Genomic DNA, 19,793 nt, shown 5'->3' with positions numbered 1-19,793 from the left:
TCTTTGTTATAAGGCGACAAGTTCCCTGAAACCCTCAAGAAATGCATCTGATGCCGAGGGATCACTGCCGGAACCCTGCCAGAGTGGTCCGCGTCCACCGCCTTTACCGTCAATAAGGCTGAGGCATTTTGTTTTAAACTCATCAAAGCCGAGCTGCTCATGATCAGGCAGGTGGAGTGCCCAGTTCAGTCTATCCCCGTCTTCTGCGCAGATAAGGAAAGATAATTCGTGTTCTGCCGAGAGATTTTTAACTATTCCTTTGAACAGGGGTGACGGGCAGTCTTCAATTTTCCTTATAATGAGGGGTGGGAAATGAGTCAGAGACATGGATAGCTTGTGGCTGATATAGGCTGCCTGTTTTTCCATAAGCACCTTATTCTGCCTGCTCTCTTCTTTTTTCTCATCCAGAAGCTCTTTCAGGCGGTCAGCCACGTCATAAGGTTGTACCGATAAAAGAGACGACATTGTTTCAAGCTGGGCAAATCTTTTCCGGTAGTCTTCGTACGCCGGTTCGCCTATCTTCCATTTCAGTCTCAGTCTTCCCCGTATCTTATCCTGTCCTGCATATTTGACCAGCCCCAGACGGGCTGTATTCTCAGTATGAAGACCTCCGCAGGGAGTAACATCCAGATCTTCAATCTGTATAAGACGGATATTCTCTGTCTTCTCTGTTCCCCGGCGCAGTTCATACTGTTCAAGTTCTTTTTTGCTGTCTACCCAGAGTGCCCCCACCGGACGGCAGGAACGTATCTCTTTATTGACCTCATTTTCCACCTTCAGAAGCTCATTGTCACTGAGGTCGTCAGTGTCTATTTCTATGGTGCTCTCTTCCTGTCCCAGATGTACAGAAACAGTTGCCGCTCCGCAGATTTTCATCAGAACTGAAGATATCAGATGCTGTGCCGTATGCTGAATGCAGTAATGTTCTCTATAGGGACGATCAAGGAGTAGTTCCAGAACTTCTCCCTCAGGCTTTTGGGCGCATAGATGGAGTATCTTCCCCTCTGATTTTCTGACATGCAGAACAGGGATACCGTTGATGCTGCCCTTATCAGAGGGCTGACCGCCGCCCTCGGGATAAAATATTGTGTCCTGAAGTTCCAGGAGCCAACCCTCTTCGCTCTGACGGGCAGAGAGCAGGGAGGTTTTGATTTCATTGTATTCCGGGTTAGTGTAATAACTGAGCTTTTTCATAATATGAATTTTAGCAGAATATCCCTCACATAGAAAGAAAAAATTAAAGAAATTCAAACAGTAAAATACTGAGTCATGTGACGGTGCTTCTCAAGTCGGGTGAAGAACTGCTATCATGCCCGGTATATGAAAGAAACACTCCCCGAAAAACCTGAACTTGTAGCCGTAGACCTGGACGGAACTCTCCTGAACACGGAGCATAGGCTCTCTGATAAAACTGTCAGCGTTATTAAGGCTCTGGACAATTCGGGTATTCCCGTTGTGATCAGTACGGGCCGCAGTTATGAGGGGATGATGCATTATAAGAACCAGCTGAATCTTAAAAACCCTGTAATCTGCTACAACGGAGCAATGATTGCAGACGGAGCTACAGATTCGATACTCCACCAGTGGCTTCTTCCATCTGATATTACAAAAGAGGCATACATGTATGCCCGGGAGAGGGACTTCCATATTCAGGTCTTTCAGGATGGTGAACTCTACTTTGAAAAAAGAAGGGAAGAGTCAGACTATTATGAGCACTCCACCGGTCTGACCGGCAGGATTACAAACCTGGATGACTGGAATAATCTTGAAGTGACCAAGGCTCTTATGATCATGCCTCCATCCAGGGAGTCAGGAGAATTTCCAGAACTTCATGAAGCCCAGTCCTACTTTCAGAAGAAATATGGAGACAGACTCTACTGCGCCCTGTCCAAGCCTTATTATCTTGAGTTTATAAACGGCTTAGGTTCCAAGGGGAACGCCCTTGATCAGCTGAGCCGGGATATGGGAATTCCCCGGGAAAAGATGGCCGCCTTCGGTGACGGTTTTAACGACCTTGAGATGCTGGATTATGCAGGAATTTCTGTGGCCATGGCTAATGCACCCGATGGAGTCAAAGAACGCTGCCTCTACACGACGGAACTTTCCAATGATGAAGATGGAGTGGCAGATTTTATAGAGAAATATATTTTTTAGTAGTTCAAAATAATATTATGATGCAACTGCATGTGGGATTTTCCCCAACTCTTCTCTGATTTTAATTCTTTCAATTCTGAGATCATACTCATCTTGAATTCCTAACCAGAACTCAGCAGAATTACCAAAATAAGTTGAAAGTCTAAGAGCCGTATCTGCCGTAATTCTTCTTCGTCCTTTAATTATTTCAGAAATACGAGTAGCCGGCATATTTGTATCTTTTGAAAGGCGATAGGCTGATATTCCCATCGGCTTCAGAAACTCTTCATTAAGGATTTCTCCAGCTGTAACATCAGGTATTCGGTTCATATTTGTCTCCTAATGGTAGTCGATGATTTCTACTTCTGAGGGAGACCCCTCATTCCAATAGAAGCAGATTCTCCATTGTCCATTTATTCTAATACTGTGTTGGCCTATTCTATCGCCTGATAATGCTTCCAATCTATTCCCAGGTGGTATTCTAAGGTCATTAATATCCTGCGCTCTATGGAGGATAATAAGTTTTCTGAGTCCAATCCTTTGAATATCTCTGGAAATATTCTTTACAAATATCTGATTCCAGATTTGTTCTGTTTCTTTATTAGCAAAGGATTGAATCATAATCCTATTTTAACGTTTCACGTTATTAACGTCAAACGTTAATAACGTAGAATCTCTGATTTTTTATTAAATATGTATCTATTTGTAAAAAGAGAGGCAGCGTCCTCTGCCTCTCTTCAGCTCCTTGAAGCCGTCAGATCAGATACCTGAGGTAGACATACAGGCTGGAGATCGCAAGAGTGATCACCATGACAATCATCCCGTATTTGGTAAATTCAATAAAAGAGATTTTGTAACCGCTTCTACTTGATATACCCGCACTGACAACATTGGCTGAGGCTCCGATAAGAGTTCCGTTTCCTCCGAGACAGGCTCCTATGGCCAGAGACCACCACACAGGTTCTGTTGCCGTTGCTCCCAGTTCTGCACTAAGATGCTCCACCAGGGGAATCATCGTTGCCACATAGGGAATATTATCCAGAAAGGCAGACAGAAAGCCGCTCACCCAGATAATGGATTCTGAAGTTATAAGGATATTTCCTTTTGTGAGAATCAGGTATTTTCCCGCAAGGAAATCGATGGCTCCCAGAACTACCAGTCCCCCGACCATGATAAACAGGCCGATAAAAAAGAAGATAGTGGACCATTCCACCTCGTGAAAGAACTCTTCCACATCGTCTCCACCTGCCAGAAGCATCAGTACCGCGGCTCCCCCGAGGGCAACCGTAGAAGGTTCCAGCCCGGTGATGCCGTGACACATAAAAAGGACAAGCACAAAAAATAGAACCACCAGGCTCTTTATCAGAAGTTTTACATCCTTTATTGAGGCGTTTTCATCAAAGTCCATGATACGGGCCCGTCTCTCCATGCTGACCTCAAGATCCTTTTTGAAAAAGCGCAAGATCAGCAGGATGTGTACAACCATCAGTATAAGAACAAGAGGTCCCAGATTGACAAGAAATTCCATGAATCCCAGGCCCGCTGCACTACCGATCATTATATTGGGTGGATCTCCGATCAGGGTGGCCATTCCACCAATATTAGAAGCAAGGGCACAGCTGATTATATAGGGGACAGGATTCAGCCCCAGCTCTACGGATATCAAAATAATGACGGGGGTCAGTATCAGTACGGTTGTTACATTGTCCAGTAATGCCGATAGAACTGCAGTTATAATGGAGAACAGTATTAGAATTTTGACAGGGTCTCCATGAACAAGTTTGGCCGATTTAATTGCAATGTACTGAAACAGTCCGGAGCGTTTCGTAATTCCTACAATGACCATCATTCCGATCAGAAGAAATATGACATTCCAGTCTATCTCCGCGTAGGCCTGATGTTCATTCAGAATGCCCATGGCGATAAAAAGTACGGCTCCCAGCAGTGCCAGGATCGTCTTATTAATTGTTTCAAATGAAATAAGTATAAACAGTAATACAAAGAGGGCTACTCCGATAATTAATTGTGTCATACCTCAGCCCCGAATCACTTTCTGGAGGATGTCTGTTTCACTGATCATCCCGATAAGTTTTTCATTTTCGATGACGGGAATGTGTCTGAATCCTTTTGTGGTGATTAAAATAACAGCTTCCAGGATGGATGCATCCTTTGAGATGCCCCGGTTTATGGGCCTCATAATCTCTTTGATCAGGATGCGGTCTTCATCTCTCAGCATGACCTCAAAGGGTTCCAGTGTTTTCATGAATTTTACATTTCCGAGTCGTTTTACATAGTCGGGGATACCGTTTGACAGCAGGTCTTTAATGGTTACTTCACCCACCAGCTGATTATTGTTGTTTACCACAGGAAGAAAGCTGAGTCTTTTTTGATAGAATAGATCCGCCAGTTGAGCCAGACTCATGTTCTCATTACATGAGACGGGATCTGTGGTCATGATATCTTCTATGGTAATCTCTTTTTTCAACTGCATTGTGTTCAGAAGATCATGAATCTGTAATGCCGTTTTTCCCATCAGGGAATCGAGAAATTCACTATCAGAGAAATATTTTCCTATACAGGATAAAACGGGGAGATAGAGGGGAGATCCCACTTTTGAGGTGATAAAGAAAAATAAAATTTTCAAAGGTCCCTGATCTGTTTCCAGGGGGGTGTTGGGAACCCATATCCCCATCAGAATATCCTGAAACCCTTCAACACGGCCATGAGGGATGGCAACTCCCGGGGGGAGTACGGTTCCTCCCAGAGCCTCTCTTTCACGTATGATTTTTTTTACTTCTGCCGAATCTACAGGAAGCTTGATTTTTTTATTCATCAAGTCCACCAGACTGTCCGCGGCTTCAACGACCGAGGAAAAATGATCTCCAGTGATAATAAATTCTTTTCCGACTAATGATCCCAGTTTCATATCAGGATGCCTCCATTTCTGTTGCTTTTAACTGCAGTTCCGCCAGCCTGTGAGATATAAGCTGTTGTATTCTTCTATATTCTACAATACCTTCCACCTTGCCTTCCATGTTTACTATTGGAATTGATGGAATATTACTTTTCTTGAAGATGCTGTAGATCTCAGATGCTTCTGTATCCATCCGGCAGGTATAATTGACCTTGTCCATGATGTCATGGGCCACAAGTAAATCGGTTGAATAGGATGAAATAAATGTGTCTTTCAGTTTTTCAATGGATATGATTCCCGTAAGAAGATCGTCTTTATTGACAACGGGGTAGTAGAAATTATCCCGTTCTGCAAAGATTTTCAGTATATTATTAACGCTTTCCCCTTCACGAATGACGGGAATGGCCTTATCTGCAATATCTCTGACCTTACTCTGCTGAATCAGGTCACTTTCGCTGATGTTCAGACCGGCTTCGCCCGATTTATCAACCGCATATTTGACCATGCTCGGTCCCACCAGCTGAACAACAAAAGTGGTGGCTGTAATAACCAGAACAATGGTATCTCCCAGAACACCGTCAAAGGTCTGACTGGCGACAATGGAGAGTCCAATGGCTACTCCCGCCTGACTCAGAAGACAGAAGGGGAGATATTTTTGTACCGTGGAAGGAGCTCCCGAGAGTCTGGCTCCTGTTACGGCACCCAGTGCTTTACCTATGATTCTGGCAACAATGTAGACCAGAGCCAGGGCAATTGTTGTTTTTGTCAGCCCTGATATGTCCAGTTTGGCCCCTACAAGGACGAAAAACAGGATGTACACAGGGGGAGTGAACTTTTCAACCACATGAAATGTTCTTTTACTCTTCAGAGGAGCCCTGTTTGTAATAAAAAAGCCCATACTCATGGTTGTGAGGATGATATCCACCTGCAGGAGCTGTGCACATCCTATAAGAAGAAGGATTGCTCCGATTGAAAAAGCCAGGATTCTGTCATCATCAATAAAGGATTTGAATACCTGTCTTATCACCATGCCCGCAGTAAATCCCAGAACAATAGCCGCTCCTATTTCCCAGACAAATACAAGGACGCTGTAGCTTATGCTTGTATCGGCCTGACCCATAAGCAGTCCGGCCAGGCTGGTGGCCATGGCAAAAAGAAGAAGAGCAATTGCATCATCCATGGCAACAATGCCGAGAATTATGGTTGTCAGAGGTCCCTTTGTCTTATTTTCCCAAAGAACATCAGTTGTGGCCGCCGGAGCTGTTGCCGATGAGATGGCTCCCATGAGAAGTCCGAATGCCAGTCCCAGTTTTGAATCCTTAAACAGCATGATTCCGAAAAAGGTCATGGCAATGCTCACAATGATAAAGGCTCCGAAGGCTTCCATAATCAGGATAAGAGAGAATTGTTTTCCATATTTCTTAAGGGTTTTTGTTTTCAGCTCTCCACCGATCATAAAACCGATCAGTCCCAATGCAAAGAAATTGAAGGGCTGCAGAGTTGACAGGGTGCTATCATCAATGAAGTTAAAACCGGTTTTTCCCAGTATGACACCCAGACAGATATAGCCGACTACCTGAGGTATTTTCAGTTTCTGAAAAAACCGGCCTACCCATGTGCCTCCGAAAAGTATGATTCCCAGTAAAAAAATGATATTGAGATGGTCTATGACAAAATATTCATTTATGAATTGCTGAAACATTATTCTTCTCCAATAAAAATGGGAAGAATCTCATTTGCAGATGTGACCTGAAACAGTGATTTAATTATTTCTTCGTTTTTAAGCCGTCCGACGATGAGTGAGAGAGTTCTCAGGTACTCCTTGTGCTGTTCGGCCCCCACAAGAATCATGATGACGATTTTTACAGGGACGTTATCTATTGAATCATAGTCATTCAGTCCTTCAGGGCTGATACCCACATAAACCTGAGGTTCTTTTATTGAACCGAATCTGACATGCGGGATTCCGATACCCTGGCCGATTCCGGTACTCATGATCTGTTCCCTGTAGAAAATTTCTTTCTTGAGGTTCTCGATGTCTTTTACAAGAGAATCATCTTTTACCAGATCAATCATTTCATGAAATGCTTCTGTTTTTGTTTTGCTGTTCAGGATAATGCAGTTATCCTGCTTTAAAAATTTATCAAGGGTCATTTATCTATGTCTCCGCTTTCTTTTTTCATTTCGTTTTGAGTTTTTACTGTCAGCCATTCATTCAGTTCCGGATAGGAGAAGCGCCATTGATTGGCAATTTTCATACAGGGAATTTCTTTCTTTTTAATCAGTCCGAGAACTGTCTTTTCAGATAGCTGTAAATACGCCGCAACATCTGCGACTGTTAAGAGTCTTTTTGTGTTTATTTCCAAAATGAGGCTCCATTATTGTTTGAAAAAGTGAGAATTAATAATCTTTTAAAAGGGTATTAAGCCGTTAGAGGGGGGGCTCTCAGGGCAAAGGGCAGGTCATGAGTATTATCATGAGGCAATTCAATTCTAATACTTCTCTGGGGTCTCTGTAAAAAGGGGTTTTCTCTTTTCTGATCAGGAAGAATAAGGCTGTTGGCTCTGGCTCTGGCCCGGGAGTGGGTCCTTCCTTCCTCTTCTTCCTCTTTGCTGTCATTTTCAAGCATTGAATCACCAGAGTGGGAGGGCAGGGACTGTCCCGGTATGTTTACATACTGTGCAGCTCCATCAGTCATTTGAAAATTTGAGTTTTCTGATATTTCAAGCCCAATGATTCCTGAGAGGATAAATGAAATTATGCTGACTAGAGGCAAAACCTTCTTCATGGGGCCATATGAACATGACAGAAAATAAAAGTCAATCACTATAAGAGATTATTAGGGAATATAAGGGAAAATAAAGGAAAATGGCACCACTTTTGTGTCTTACATTACTACTTCATCAGGATAGATGTTACGGATTATATCCATCATCCGGAGCATATCTATCTGATATATTTAAAGGGTCTCTCGGTTCTGTGTATTGACGCTTAGACAGAATAATAAGAAATACTCTATCATTATGTAACAGAATACAGGCTAATCTATACAATTTATGTATAATAATATACCATATATGTATGATAAAACGAAAAATTGTCGATGAGTTGAGGCATTGGGCAAAAAAAGAGAATCGGAAACCTCTTATTTTGAGAGGAGCCCGTCAGGTGGGAAAAACCACAGCTGTAGAAATGTTCTCTCATGATTTTGAGCAGTATATATACCTAAATCTGGAACAGAAAGCTGATCGAGATCTTTTTGAACAGGATCTGCCGGTGGATAAAGTACTGGAGGCAGTCTTTTTTTTAAAAGACTCTGACCCCGACGAGAAGTCGACATTGTTATTTATTGATGAAATACACAATTCTACCAAAGCAGTTAGTATGCTTCGATATTTATATGAAGAGGCAGAGGATCTGTTTGTTGTATGTGCCGGATCTCTTCTGGAAGTATATCTAGATAAGGAACAGATCAGTTTTCCAGTTGGTCGAGTTGAATTTTTGTATATGCATCCTCTTACGTTTGAAGAATATCTGAGAGCCCGAAATCAGAAAGCTGTGTTTGATTTGTTTCAGTCTGTACCTGTTCCTGATTATGCACATGATAAAATTCTTGAACTATTCCATGAATATTCTCTGATTGGAGGTATGCCGGAAATTTGTGCAGAATACCTGAAGCATCACGACTTAAGCCGGCTGGCACCCATTTATGAATCTCTTCTTATTTCCTACACAGATGATGCTGCTAAATATGCCTCTGGTCGTTCGATGTATCAGGTGATTAGACATATCATTGAAACATCACCTATGGAGGCTGGAAAAAGGATGAAATTCCAGGGTTTTGGGAATTCTTCTTACCGTTCCAGGGAAAGTGGAGAAGCCTTCAGAATACTTGAGAGATCAATGCTTATTTCCCTTTCTTATCCGGTTACTGATTTTGATTATCCCTTAATTCCTAATAAAAAAAAATCACCCCGATTGCAGTTTCTAGATACAGGATTGCTGAATTATTATTCGGGGATTCAGAAGCAGCTACTAAATCCAAAGGATTTAAATAGTCTCTATCGTGGGAGAATCGCCGAGCATATTGTCGGGCAGGAAATCCTTGCCAAAGAAATCATTTCGTTCAGGAAACCGGTGTTTTGGGTTAGAGAGAATTCGGGAGCCAGTTCTGAAATAGATTTTATTCTACAATACGGGAAATATCCTGTCCCTGTGGAGGTGAAATCCGGCAAAACAGGCAGGTTGCGATCACTACATTACTATATGGAACACTCAAAGCAGACTGTCGCTGTCAGGCTGTATGCTGATAAAATTCTAAAACAGGAAATTGATACTCCCGGGGGCTCTAAATACACCTTATGGAATCTTCCCTATTATTTAGCAGGTAAGATTATGGATTATCTCGAATATTCTGAAATAGAAGATCAAAATACCTAAAAGACTAATTCACTGATTCTAAAACAAAATAATAATCTACCTAATAGATGTTACGGATTATCTGATATTTTTCCAGACGGCAGGAATCCAAAGAGCTGATATAATATTATAAGAATACAATAGACCATGGGGATAAGCAAAAATAAGCTTCCGTCTATTCTGAATAGTATTGTGCCTGATATAAGAATCAGCATATGAATTATAATCTGAATAACAGTGATAGTCGTTTTCATTTTGTGCCTTAAAGTTAGCAGGATTAATATAATCTCTACCTTAATAAGATAAATATCTATCGACCAAAAGGTACAATTTGGGGCTGAAAAGCCTGTTTTTTACATATTTACTTCATCCAGATGGTTTTTTCGGATAATATCCATCATCCGGAGCATGTCTATCTGATATTTTTCAAACAGTCCCAGTTCCTCATGGAGCAGCATCATATTCCGGCCATCTGCCACACCCTGCATGATATATTTGAGTTCGTTATTTGAGAGAAAATGGGATATTCTTTTATATATCTCCATCTGAAGAGAGGGACTCTGGTTTTTTATCCACTGCTGAATTGTCATGGATGTAATATAACCGGTATGCTGTGAGTGTTTCTAGAGCTTTATCAGGAGGAGGTCAGATGATCCCTGAAATTTTCAAGACAGGTATAAAATGCCTGTGTATTGATGCCAGCAGTATGATCTATCACCTTCGTATAGGACTTCTAGGTTCATTGGCTGCGGAGGTGGAACTTATTTCTACTCCCCAGGTTCTTGAAGAGGTCGGCTGGCCTCATCTGCCGGTAAGGGCGGTACAGCTTGAGAATAATGATATTACAAATGATGATTCCCTCCTTCTTCTGGCACAGATCCATAGGGTTCCACTCCTGTCAGAAGATCGAAAGCTTCTGATGAAAGCGGATAAGCTGGGACTGGAATACTTTAATACCTTGATGATGCTAAACTATCTTTTTATGAAAGGCCGTGTTGAGGATGAAGATTATCCGAAGATTTTAGAGTCCTTAAGTGAATATGCACATTATAGTACACAGGTATTAGAATATGGCAGCACTGTTTATGAGGAAATTAAAAAATAGACGGTAGAGGTTCTCCTCTTTTTTTCCTATAAAAATAATACATGATGAATGCCAGATAAACTGATAATATCTTATCTATCAGATTGGTAGGTATTCTTGACCAGAATGATGCAGTAGATAAAGACATTCCTGTATTTACAAGAGCATCAATAATCAGATCTAATTGAACATTCGTATAGCCCTTGAAAACAAAGAAAGCAATAAATGAACCCATCAGGGCGTTAGCAAGAGTCAGCAGAAGAACGGCCAGGGTCAGGTATATACTTTTATCAAAGAGTCTTCTGCGGCTCATGATTCCTATTATCAGTCCAGTGAGCATGTTACAGGCGGCAAAAGGACAGTAATAACCGCTGAAACCGTATATGAACTCCATACCCGCATTTGTCAGGGCACCTACGGTAATTCCGGCAATCGGACCCAATATCATAGCAGAGAGAATTGTAAATATACTGTCCAGGAAAATGGGTGACTTTATTATTGTATTATTAAACCAGCTTAAAGCAAGGTTCAGCAGAATCGAAATTGCTATTATAGAAATTACTATAGAAAATGAATTTTTGTTTTTGACTTTTTCTATTGAATTTTCCATAATGAATATTAACACATTTAATATAAAGATGATAAAAATAATAAAATTTTTAAAACTCAATTCAAATAGTCTACTCGTTATTACCTCCTTACTGGCAATAATTATAATTATTTTTCCTCTCGTTTTAGTAAATAACAGTTTGCTTGAGCAAATTGTTTCTGTTCAAAAATTGACTGTGGATGCCTTTCTCCTGGGTGAAGATGGAAAGGTCGCATTGAATGATCAGTTAATTCTGGATGTCATTGAGGATATTGACTTCTCAATTGAAAGAAAATCATTTGCCATTGTTCAGGGTAAGCTGTGGGAGATTGAACCACTGATCACTCAATACAGGCAATCGGATATTTCTACCCGGGGTGAGACCGTATTTTATCTGCATAAGGCTATAATGGAGCTTTCTTTGCATCTGAGTGAAATTCTAAACCAGAGGCTTAAGATGTTTAGAATGCTGTTTTTTCTAATGAATACAGCTATTTTTCTCCATTTCGCTGTGAGTCTGTTCTCTCTGCTGGCAAACCAGAAACTCCGGGAGAAAGAGAAACGGGACAGGGAATTTCTGGAAACTGCCAATTCATTCAGAATTAAAGAGCGGCATCAGGTTGCCGAAATTCTTCATGATCGTATCCTTCAGGATGTGGCAGTCCTCTATATGAATCCCGATCTCAGCAATAATTCTGATTTAAAGGAATCAATAAACAATATTACCGATAATATGCGTACCGTCATAAACAGTCTTGAACCTCTCCATCTCAAGACAGTGGGTGTGACAGCAGCCTTTCAGGATTTTATTCAGAATTTTCAATCAACGAACTTAAAAATCAGCATAACAGGCAGCATGGATGAGAGCCTGCTTGCTTATGAAAAACAGTATGATCTCTATGTTTCTCTGCAGCAGCTTGTAATGAACGTGAAAGCACATGCAGAGGCCTCAGAGCTTACTATTGATTTTAATCAGGATGAATCCGGTATTAAGGTGACGGTCAGAGATAACGGATATGGTTTTCCTATTCCCCATAATCTGAAGGCTTATGCAGAGCTGGGGCTTTCACTGGGGATTATGGAGAACCGTTTTGAGCATTACGGTGGTAAGATGAATATAGAAAGCATCTCCGGGGCTGGAACAACTGTTCGCTTACAGATGCCGAATAACTAATTGATCACTTAACTTTTCATGCCTTTCTCAAGTACAAATATGTAGCCAATGTGCCTAATCTAGAATTACTATGGTTTTTATATGAATTGTTTGTAGTTTCATGTTCCAGATAAGCGTAAAAAATCCCTTTAAAATTATAATCATAGAATAAGCTCTCGTGCTATAGGCAAGATTCCTATATTTTGAAAAGGAGGCTTTTCTATGAAAAAAAGTTTACTTTTTCTCCTTTTGTCAGCCTCTTTTCTCCTTTTATCATGCCAGACTGAATATGATGACCTGGACGACAGCGATGTAGCGGGACGCAGCAAGATTCACTGGGTAGAGTCCAGTCTCAGGAAGGTGTCAGCTCTATCAAATACATTTATTTCTCTCAGCTATCCCAGATTGGAAGAACTGAATGACGGCAGCCTTCTCCTTGTGTATGAATCTGTCAGTCATAAAAAAGTGATGCTGTCTAAGAGTGTGGACGGTGGTTACAGCTGGTCCGAAGCCACCGTTGTATTCTCAGGGGTCAATCAAATAAATCCTTCGGTTCCCGAAATTATTGAGCTCTCAGAGGGGACCCTGCTTATGGCGGTCAACTACAGGCCCGAAGAACCCTATTCTGTGGGACGTAATTTTTCTATTGCGGTCAAAATCAGCAGGGATAGTGGAGAGAGCTGGGGTGTGAGCAATGTCCTCTATGAAGGGGGACATGAGTTTGAAAACGGTTGCTGGGAACCGAGTTTTCTGGAGTTGCCAGGTGGTGAAATCCAGCTCTATTTTGCAGATGAAGCTCCCTATACCAATTCGGATGAACAGAATATCTCTATATTACGATCTTTTGATAAGGGGCTGAGCTGGAGCCGGGAACCTGAGATTGTCAGCTTCAGAGAGGGCGGTCGGGACGGTATGCCTGTGCCCCTTTTTCTGGAGGATAGAAATCAGATTATTCTGGGTATCGAAGATAAAAATGTAGGAGCATTCAAGCCTTCTATTTTAACTGAGGGCCTGGTCGACAGCTGGCGTCCTCTGGTCGTATCTTATGATTACAGAAGAAGTTATATGCCTCTGGCTACTGAGGTTTCTGACAGTGTCTATATGGGAGCACCCTATCTGCAGAGACTCCCCTCGGGAGAGGTCCTTCTCTCTATGCAGACCAATTATGAGAGGGGAGGGGACTGGGATCTGAGCCATCAGATGGTCCTGGTGGGAGATGCCTCGGGTCAGGACTTTGCACACCCCTCCTATCCCTTTGCTGTCCCTTTAGACAAGAGAGCGTTGTGGAACTCTATTGAAGTTCTCAGTGATGGCAGAATCATTGCCCTTACGTCGACCAATGCCTATTCTGATGACGGTTCTGTTGAGATCTGGATCATTGATGGTTACGCCCAATAGTTTTAAACCCGCAGAAGATTAATATAGGAAATCTGCCTATATCAGTTAAAAAAACTGATTGATAAACTCCTCTCCATAATGAAACAAACGGCAGGTCTTACCACTTTACAGCATTTTACCCTCTCAGCCAAAAAGGGAGTCCCCTACGACTTATACTACCGGGGGTCAAGAATTCTTCCTTCTAAAAATGGAATTGTCATCGACAGGGGTGGAGTGCTGGATCTGGGTACCTACTTCAATCTTTTTTCATGGGATAAGTGGTCTCTATACACCGGTCTTGAATCCCTGAGTCTTATTGTGGATGTCAAGGGAAGCTGTGTTGTTACAATCCATTCTCTGGATGAGAATGCGAAGGTCCTTGAAGAGAGTGTTACAACTATTCTCAGCAGAGGAGAGTTTGAGCTTGAGGTTCCGGAGAGGTTGTTTGCCGGTAAGCTGGCGGTACAAATCGAGGCGAAGAGCCCCTGTATGCTTATCTCCGCAACCTGGTCTTCTGCAAAGCTCCCTTTTAAACACAGCTCCAGGATTGCAGCAGTGTTCTGCACTTTCAACAGAGACGAATACCTCTTTGAAAATCTTAATGTCCTGAAAGATGCAGGAATGGACAATCTTGATGTTCTGATTGTGGATAATGCTTCCAGGATAGAGCAGTCAAAGATTGCCGAACTTGGAGATGGTTTTCATCTGTTTCATAATCCCAATGTGGGAGGAAGCGGAGGTTTTACCAGAGGCATCATGGAGGCCCTGAAAAGCCGTGAGAATTACAGTCATGTCCTTTTAATGGATGATGACATCCGCATCGAGGCAGAAACTGTCAGACGAAGCGGGGTGCTCCTCTCCTGTCTTAAGCCTGAATATGATAATCACTTTCTTTCCGGCGGCATGATGCAGCTTGATAAGCCTCATATGATGTTTGAGTCAACGGCCCGCTGGAATGGGATGAGGGTTAAAAATTATTATAGAGATCTCGATCTCACAGAGTTAGAGAATCTCTGCAGCTCCGATCAGGATATCAAGGCCAATAATAAATATGCCGCCTGGTGGTATTGCGCCATCCCCTTGAAAAAGGATACGGACACTCAGCTCCCTTTCCCCTTTTTCATCTACGGGGACGATATGGACTACAGTCTCAAAAGAGCTTCAGGCTTTATCACAATGAATGGGATCGCCGTATGGCATGAGCCCTTCACCAAGAAGTTCTCTCCTCTGTTCAAGAGTTATTTTTTCTGTAGAAACACCCTGATTCTGAACTCTCTGCATCATAGGAAATTCTCAGTTCTCAATTCTCTGGTTAATGCCTGGTCCCATTTTTATGTGCAGATTTTTGTACACGACTACCGCTCGGCCTCTCTGGCACTGGATGCCTTTGATGATTTTCTGGAAGGGGCTGAGTATATAACAGCCTTGAATGAGCAGGAACTTTTAAAAGATAAGAACATGCCTACGGACTTCAAGAAAAGATCCAGGGATGAGCTTAAGAATACGTATAGAATTCCTGCCAGCTTCAGGCGATGGTACAGCCCCTGGTATTTCCTTCATGGGAAACTGGCGGTGTACAGCCATGATGAAGTACAGGCAGAGATACGCAGCAGAAACTGGAAAGAGATTATCATCCTGACTCTCAGGTTCTGGAAGCTGAACTTATCGGGCCTCTATCGCTATTATCCTGCCAGCAGAAGTTACCGCAATCTGCAGCGGAGCACGACATTCTGGCAGAACCGCCTGGATACGGCCCAGGGACTACAGAGTGTTTAATTCTATAGATGTCATCGTCGCCGGAGCGGGGATAAGCGGTCTGACGGCCGCACGCAAACTGGCGGATGAGGGCAAAAAGGTCCTTGTCATAGAGGCCAAAAGAAAGATCGGCGGCCATTGCCATGATTTCATCAATGATCACGGCATTCTGGTGCAGCCCTTCGGCCCCCATATCTTCCATACCGACAAGCAGAGGGTCTGGGATTTTCTCTCCCGTTTTACCGAGTGGTTTTCCTACCATCATACGGTGGGGGGCTTCATAGACGGACAGCTCATCCCCATTCCCTTTAATCTGAATACTCTCCATGCCCTGTTGCCGGCTTCCCTTTCAAATAAGATAGAGGAGAAGTTATTAAAACAATTTTCCCTGGGAGAGCGGGTTCCCATTCTCAGGCTCAGAGAGTCAGAGGACGAGGACCTGCAGTTCCTGGCCCGTTTTGTGTATGAGAAGATCTTTTTAAACTACACCCTCAAGCAGTGGGGCGGCAAACGCCCGGAGGACCTGGATGACTCTGTATCGGCAAGGGTTCCGGTCGTCATCTCAAGAGATGACCGCTACTTCGATGATCAGTACCAGGGCATCCCCTTAAAGGGTTTTTCTCCTCTATTGGAGAATATGGCGGACCACCCCAATATACATATGCTTTTAAACACAGATGCATCAAAGATGGTCACCCTCAAGGAGGGGAAGACCTGGCTCAACAATAAACTATTTACGGGCCAGTATATCTACACAGGCCCCATAGACGAGCTGTTTCACTCCTGTCATGGAGAATTGCCCTACCGCTCAACACGCATTGTGTTTGAGAGCTTTCCCTTTGAGGGTTCCTTTCAGAAAAAAGGGGTGGTGAACTACCCCAACAACTACGACTTTACCCGTGTTACGGAGTTTAAGCATTTTCAGCGGAATCCGGTTAACAGCTACACAACTGTCTGCCGGGAGTATCCCACGCCCTACATAAAGGGAGTAAACAACCCTTTTTATGTCATAGACAGTGAAGAGAACAGAGCACTCTATCAGAAGTACCAGGACGATGTGAAAGGATATAACAACATTCACACCCTGGGTCGCCTGGGAGAGTACCGTTATTACGATATGGATGATGCCGTACAAGCGGCGTTGTCATTAACAGAAGGGCTCTAAGCCCGGCTATTGTCTGTACTGTTTCGGCGGCAGACGAAGGCTCCCCCATACTAAGATCCAAGGATCTAAAATACAGCCAAACAGGTTCTGTGGGGTAGGGGGAGTTTTACATAAAAACGAATAAGGAAAGATTTTGATCAGTTTAAAACGCTTTTGCCTGGATCTTAAAAAATACAGACACTATATAGCCTTCTCAGTAAAATCCAGTTTAAAGGCGGAATTAAGCAACACCGTTCTTGGCTACCTCTGGTGGCTTTTAGATCCAATGCTTCATATGGTTGTCTATACTTTCCTCGTTCAATTCATATTTCAAAGAGCCACACCGGCGTTTCCTCTGTATGTCTTTTGTGCTCTGTTGCCTTGGAAAGTTGCAACAACCTTAATGTCTAGTAGTACAAATTGTATTCGAGCAAATGCCAGCATCATTAAACAGGTCTACTTACCGAAATTTACGCTGCCTCTTGTATTATTAATGACAAACTCAATAAAACTAATATTCGGATTTCTTCTTTTACTGGGAATGTTGGTACTATATGAAATCCCCTTTACCTGGCATATCATTGAGTTTCTGCCGGCATTTATAGTATTTGCCCTGTTTTATTACTCTCTATCCCTCTTTTTCACACATGTCGGTGTCCTTTTTGAAGATATGACTCATCTTATCAGTTACCTGATTATGTTCTGGTTCTTTTCATCTCCCGGTATTTGGAGCATGGATCAAATTCCAGCCGGATTTGAAAACATTCTCTGGTTTAATCCCAATGTGACATTTTTTGTGAGTTTTAGAAATGCACTGATGTATGGTCAACATCCTCTTTACCAGGAGTTGGGTTATTGGCTTATTGCGAGTCTATTCCTTTTATCTTTAGGAATTCCAATGCTCTATAAATCAGACAAAAACTATAGCAAGGTGATCTAACTATGAGTGAATACAGAGAACCTATTCTAGAAGTTGAAAATTTACGACTTAAATATTCATTCTATAAATCACAGCCATTAAAGGAAGTGATGCTTAAAAGAAACAGAAAAAAGAAGAATGAATTTGAAGCACTTAAAGGTGTTTCATTCAAACTGGAACATGGCACAAACCTGGGTGTTATCGGTTCTAATGGTTCCGGGAAATCGACCCTCTTAAGAGTCCTTGCCAACACTCTTACTCCGGACAGTGGGAAAATTATAAACAGAGCCAAATCAGTTTCACTTCTCAGTCTGGGTGTGGGCTTCAAACCTGAACTTTCTGGCCATGAGAATATTTATCTTTGTGGACTCCTATTAGGACTATCCCAAAAAGAGCTGGATGCAAGGATGGATGAGATCATTAACTTCTCTGAAATCGGAGAGTTTATCTCAAACCCGGTTAGAACATATTCATCAGGAATGAGATCAAAGCTTGCTTTCTCTATAGCAGTCAATGTTGATCCTGACCTCCTCCTAATTGATGAATTATTCAGTGTAGGAGATGAAAGGTTTAGGGAAAAAAGTAAGAAGAAGATGGAAGAGATGATCCTCGATGACCGGACAGTGGTTATGGTCTCACATAACACAACCATGATTAAACAGTACTGTCAGAAGGTTTTGTGGATTGAAGAGGGAATATTAAAAGGTTTCGGTGATCCTAATACTGTTGTAAATAATTATTTAGACTTTATGAATTGAATTTGTTTAATGATTAATTTTCTAAAAAACATAAAAACTAATTTTGAAAGAAGTTATGATTAATTTAAATATTTTATTCCACTAAATGTGGCATATTCTCAATATTAAAATTTAATTCATGAAAGTGTTTTAAGTTGATTTGGATTTAAATTATTAGAATTCAATTTTTAGAGAAATTAGAATATTAATTGAAAAAGATCAATTTATTTAAATAGGAAATATAGGGATTGTAGGATTAATGAAGAAAAAAGAGTATTTAATTGTTGGAGCAGGTTTATTTGGTATCGTTTTAGCAGAACAGTTATCTAAAGCAGGTAATAAAGTAATAATAATAGATAAAAGACCTCATATCGGAGGTAATTGCTTTGATAAATATGATAAAGAAACAAATATTCTATATCACGTGTATGGACCTCATATCTTTCATATTGAAGATGAAAATATCTTAAATTATGTTAAAAAATTTACTAATTTTAATCACTATTTTCATCAAGTATTAACAACATACAAAGATAGAATATATCAAATGCCAATTAATTTAGAAACGATTAACAGTTTTTATGGATTGAATTTAAAACCTTTTGAAGTAGAAGCATTTTTAAAAAAAGAGATTGAAAAAGAACAAATTACAACTCCTAAAAATATGGAAGAGAAGGTTATTTCATTAATTGGGAAACAATTATATGAAGCTTTTTTTAAAGATTACACTTCAAAGCAATGGGGGAAAAATCCAATTGACCTACCTGAAAACATCGTGAGTAGAATTCCTATCAGAAATAATTACTATGAAAGTTACTATAACAAGTCATTTCATGGGATTCCACAAATTAGCTTTTCTTCAATGTTTGAAGAAATGATTAATAATGAAAATATCGAAATTAAATTAAATTGTGAATATTTTGAAAATCGAAAGTCATTCCATCAGGATTCTCATGTAATTTATACTGGCCCAATAGATCGATATTTCAATTATAAATTCGGTAAACTTGAGTATAGAGCTCTGGAGTTCAAAACAGAATACAAAAATGTTGATGATTTTCAGGGGACTAGTGTGATTAACTATCCAGAAAGTCAGTATAAGTATACTCGGATATGTGAACCAAAACATTTTTATAGAGAGAATTGGAATGAGTATGTAAAGAATAAAACTCTTATTATTAAGGAAATACCATTAGAAGATGATGGAACAAATCCCTTTTATCCGATAAATAATGATAAAAATAATAAAATTGCCGAAAAATATCGAAAAGAGGGTGCCAAAACTAATAATGTAAGTTTTGGAGGGAGATTGGGTGAATATAAATACTTTGATATGGAAGATACAATAAAATCTGCACTAACACTATTTTCTGAGTTATAAAAATGAAATTTATAAAAAAAGTAATTTATAAAATTGGAAAAGAATTTATTGGACATTTCGAAAATGTTTTGATGGAATATTTGGAAAATAATATTTCTAAAAAAATTGATATATTCAGTGCGAATTTACTGTCATATAGATCAAATATAATTGAAGATTTGAATATTTTTAAAAATACTAATTCAGTT

The 19,793-nt window shown here is 40.9% G+C and carries 22 protein-coding genes; 11 read left to right on the top strand and 11 right to left on the bottom strand.

Features of this window, described 5'->3' with window-relative positions; translation table 11 throughout:
* Positions 1-6: 6 nt before the first annotated feature.
* Positions 7-1,194, bottom strand: coding sequence for an alanyl-tRNA editing protein (locus DV872_RS23130; protein ID WP_147283252.1), 1,188 nt, complete (start codon positions 1,192-1,194; stop codon positions 7-9).
* 126 nt (positions 1,195-1,320) lie between these two features.
* Between DV872_RS23130 and DV872_RS23125 the strand changes: the two genes are divergently transcribed.
* Positions 1,321-2,154, top strand: a complete 834-nt coding sequence (locus DV872_RS23125) for a Cof-type HAD-IIB family hydrolase (protein ID WP_147283251.1) — start codon at positions 1,321-1,323, stop codon at positions 2,152-2,154.
* A gap of 15 nt (positions 2,155-2,169) precedes the next feature.
* Here DV872_RS23125 and DV872_RS23120 read toward each other — a convergent pair whose 3' ends face one another.
* From DV872_RS23120 to DV872_RS23085, 8 genes are all read right to left on the bottom strand, one after another.
* Positions 2,170-2,463 (bottom strand): HigA family addiction module antitoxin, encoded by a 294-nt coding sequence (locus tag DV872_RS23120; RefSeq protein WP_114632340.1) that lies wholly within the window; start codon positions 2,461-2,463, stop codon positions 2,170-2,172.
* Positions 2,464-2,472: 9 nt separating this feature from the next.
* Entirely contained in the window at positions 2,473-2,754 is a 282-nt protein-coding gene (locus DV872_RS23115) for a type II toxin-antitoxin system RelE/ParE family toxin (RefSeq protein WP_114632339.1), read from the bottom strand.
* A gap of 133 nt (positions 2,755-2,887) precedes the next feature.
* Entirely contained in the window at positions 2,888-4,165 is a 1,278-nt protein-coding gene (locus DV872_RS23110; protein WP_114632338.1) for an SLC13 family permease, read from the bottom strand.
* 3 nt (positions 4,166-4,168) lie between these two features.
* Complete coding sequence (locus tag DV872_RS23105) at positions 4,169-5,059, bottom strand: CBS domain-containing protein (RefSeq protein WP_114632337.1); 891 nt, start codon at positions 5,057-5,059, stop codon at positions 4,169-4,171.
* A 1-nt stretch (position 5,060) separates the two neighbouring features.
* On the bottom strand, positions 5,061-6,749 hold the full coding sequence (locus DV872_RS23100; protein WP_114632336.1) for a cation:proton antiporter: 1,689 nt from the start codon (positions 6,747-6,749) through the stop codon (positions 5,061-5,063).
* The gene (locus tag DV872_RS23095; RefSeq protein WP_114632335.1) at positions 6,749-7,201 is read right to left on the bottom strand and encodes a PTS sugar transporter subunit IIA; all 453 of its coding nucleotides are present in this window, start codon (positions 7,199-7,201) and stop codon (positions 6,749-6,751) included. The genes DV872_RS23100 and DV872_RS23095 overlap by 1 nt, the downstream gene beginning before the upstream one ends.
* Entirely contained in the window at positions 7,198-7,413 is a 216-nt protein-coding gene (locus tag DV872_RS23090; protein ID WP_158547135.1) for a helix-turn-helix domain-containing protein, read from the bottom strand. The genes DV872_RS23095 and DV872_RS23090 overlap by 4 nt, the downstream gene beginning before the upstream one ends.
* A gap of 56 nt (positions 7,414-7,469) precedes the next feature.
* Positions 7,470-7,835 (bottom strand): hypothetical protein, encoded by a 366-nt coding sequence (locus tag DV872_RS23085; protein ID WP_158547134.1) that lies wholly within the window; start codon positions 7,833-7,835, stop codon positions 7,470-7,472.
* Between the two features lie 293 nt (positions 7,836-8,128).
* Here DV872_RS23085 and DV872_RS23080 point away from each other — a divergent pair, with 293 nt between their 5' ends.
* Positions 8,129-9,487: an ATP-binding protein gene (locus DV872_RS23080; protein ID WP_114632332.1), complete on the top strand. Its 1,359-nt coding sequence runs from the start codon at positions 8,129-8,131 to the stop codon at positions 9,485-9,487.
* A 332-nt stretch (positions 9,488-9,819) separates the two neighbouring features.
* Here the strand turns inward: DV872_RS23080 and DV872_RS23075 are convergent, their stop codons facing one another.
* Positions 9,820-10,056, bottom strand: a complete 237-nt coding sequence (locus DV872_RS23075) for a hypothetical protein (RefSeq protein ID WP_114632331.1) — start codon at positions 10,054-10,056, stop codon at positions 9,820-9,822.
* A gap of 59 nt (positions 10,057-10,115) precedes the next feature.
* Here DV872_RS23075 and DV872_RS23070 point away from each other — a divergent pair, with 59 nt between their 5' ends.
* Positions 10,116-10,571, top strand: a complete 456-nt coding sequence (locus DV872_RS23070; RefSeq protein ID WP_114632330.1) for a hypothetical protein — start codon at positions 10,116-10,118, stop codon at positions 10,569-10,571.
* On the opposite strand, the gene DV872_RS23065 is transcribed toward DV872_RS23070, so the two are convergent.
* Positions 10,561-11,160: an ECF transporter S component gene (locus DV872_RS23065; protein WP_114632329.1), complete on the bottom strand. Its 600-nt coding sequence runs from the start codon at positions 11,158-11,160 to the stop codon at positions 10,561-10,563. The genes DV872_RS23070 and DV872_RS23065 overlap by 11 nt on opposite strands.
* Positions 11,161-11,299: 139 nt before the next feature.
* Here DV872_RS23065 and DV872_RS23060 point away from each other — a divergent pair, with 139 nt between their 5' ends.
* The 8 genes from DV872_RS23060 to DV872_RS27020 form a co-directional block, all read left to right on the top strand.
* A complete protein-coding gene (locus DV872_RS23060) occupies positions 11,300-12,313 on the top strand; it encodes a sensor histidine kinase (protein WP_158547133.1) in 1,014 nt (337 codons plus the stop codon).
* 201 nt (positions 12,314-12,514) lie between these two features.
* Positions 12,515-13,690, top strand: a complete 1,176-nt coding sequence (locus tag DV872_RS23055; RefSeq protein WP_114632327.1) for a sialidase family protein — start codon at positions 12,515-12,517, stop codon at positions 13,688-13,690.
* 78 nt (positions 13,691-13,768) lie between these two features.
* On the top strand, positions 13,769-15,445 hold the full coding sequence (locus tag DV872_RS23050; RefSeq protein ID WP_114632326.1) for a glycosyltransferase: 1,677 nt from the start codon (positions 13,769-13,771) through the stop codon (positions 15,443-15,445).
* The gene (gene glf, locus DV872_RS23045) at positions 15,438-16,589 is read left to right on the top strand and encodes a UDP-galactopyranose mutase (protein WP_114632325.1); all 1,152 of its coding nucleotides are present in this window, start codon (positions 15,438-15,440) and stop codon (positions 16,587-16,589) included. Before DV872_RS23050 ends, glf (DV872_RS23045) begins: the two co-directional genes overlap by 8 nt.
* Before the next feature lie 133 nt (positions 16,590-16,722).
* Complete coding sequence (locus tag DV872_RS23040; RefSeq protein WP_216664440.1) at positions 16,723-17,508, top strand: ABC transporter permease; 786 nt, start codon at positions 16,723-16,725, stop codon at positions 17,506-17,508.
* Positions 17,509-17,510: 2 nt separating this feature from the next.
* Positions 17,511-18,245: an ABC transporter ATP-binding protein gene (locus DV872_RS23035; protein ID WP_114632323.1), complete on the top strand. Its 735-nt coding sequence runs from the start codon at positions 17,511-17,513 to the stop codon at positions 18,243-18,245.
* A 238-nt stretch (positions 18,246-18,483) separates the two neighbouring features.
* Positions 18,484-19,605: a UDP-galactopyranose mutase gene (gene glf / locus DV872_RS23030; RefSeq protein WP_114632322.1), complete on the top strand. Its 1,122-nt coding sequence runs from the start codon at positions 18,484-18,486 to the stop codon at positions 19,603-19,605.
* Positions 19,606-19,607: 2 nt separating this feature from the next.
* The coding region (locus DV872_RS27020) for a hypothetical protein (protein WP_216664439.1) at positions 19,608-19,793 on the top strand (186 nt) is incomplete at its 3' end.

It is taken from the genome of Oceanispirochaeta sp. M1, assembly GCF_003346715.1.
GTDB lineage: Bacteria > Spirochaetota > Spirochaetia > DSM-2461 > DSM-2461 > Oceanispirochaeta.
The sequence above is the reverse complement of the archived record's forward strand: the minus strand, read 5'-3'. Positions and strand labels throughout refer to the sequence as shown.

Excerpts from the sequence above, each read along its gene's own strand:
- DV872_RS23075 (WP_114632331.1), bottom strand. The coding sequence starts at position 10,056 with ATGACAATTCAGCAGTGGATAAAAAACCAGAGTCCCTCTCTTCAGATG.
- DV872_RS23050 (WP_114632326.1), top strand. The coding sequence starts at position 13,769 with ATGAAACAAACGGCAGGTCTTACCACTTTACAGCATTTTACCCTCTCA.
- DV872_RS23115 (WP_114632339.1), bottom strand. The coding sequence starts at position 2,754 with ATGATTCAATCCTTTGCTAATAAAGAAACAGAACAAATCTGGAATCAG.
- DV872_RS23065 (WP_114632329.1), bottom strand. The coding sequence starts at position 11,160 with ATGGAAAATTCAATAGAAAAAGTCAAAAACAAAAATTCATTTTCTATA.
- glf (WP_114632322.1), top strand. The coding sequence starts at position 18,484 with ATGAAGAAAAAAGAGTATTTAATTGTTGGAGCAGGTTTATTTGGTATC.
- DV872_RS23130 (WP_147283252.1), bottom strand. The coding sequence starts at position 1,194 with ATGAAAAAGCTCAGTTATTACACTAACCCGGAATACAATGAAATCAAA.
- DV872_RS23095 (WP_114632335.1), bottom strand. The coding sequence starts at position 7,201 with ATGACCCTTGATAAATTTTTAAAGCAGGATAACTGCATTATCCTGAAC.
- DV872_RS23120 (WP_114632340.1), bottom strand. The coding sequence starts at position 2,463 with ATGAACCGAATACCTGATGTTACAGCTGGAGAAATCCTTAATGAAGAG.
- DV872_RS23080 (WP_114632332.1), top strand. The coding sequence starts at position 8,129 with ATGATAAAACGAAAAATTGTCGATGAGTTGAGGCATTGGGCAAAAAAA.
- DV872_RS23035 (WP_114632323.1), top strand. The coding sequence starts at position 17,511 with ATGAGTGAATACAGAGAACCTATTCTAGAAGTTGAAAATTTACGACTT.
- DV872_RS23125 (WP_147283251.1), top strand. The coding sequence starts at position 1,321 with ATGAAAGAAACACTCCCCGAAAAACCTGAACTTGTAGCCGTAGACCTG.
- DV872_RS23100 (WP_114632336.1), bottom strand. The coding sequence starts at position 6,749 with ATGTTTCAGCAATTCATAAATGAATATTTTGTCATAGACCATCTCAAT.
- DV872_RS23110 (WP_114632338.1), bottom strand. The coding sequence starts at position 4,165 with ATGACACAATTAATTATCGGAGTAGCCCTCTTTGTATTACTGTTTATA.
- DV872_RS23085 (WP_158547134.1), bottom strand. The coding sequence starts at position 7,835 with ATGAAGAAGGTTTTGCCTCTAGTCAGCATAATTTCATTTATCCTCTCA.
- DV872_RS23105 (WP_114632337.1), bottom strand. The coding sequence starts at position 5,059 with ATGAAACTGGGATCATTAGTCGGAAAAGAATTTATTATCACTGGAGAT.
- DV872_RS23070 (WP_114632330.1), top strand. The coding sequence starts at position 10,116 with ATGATCCCTGAAATTTTCAAGACAGGTATAAAATGCCTGTGTATTGAT.
- DV872_RS23055 (WP_114632327.1), top strand. The coding sequence starts at position 12,515 with ATGAAAAAAAGTTTACTTTTTCTCCTTTTGTCAGCCTCTTTTCTCCTT.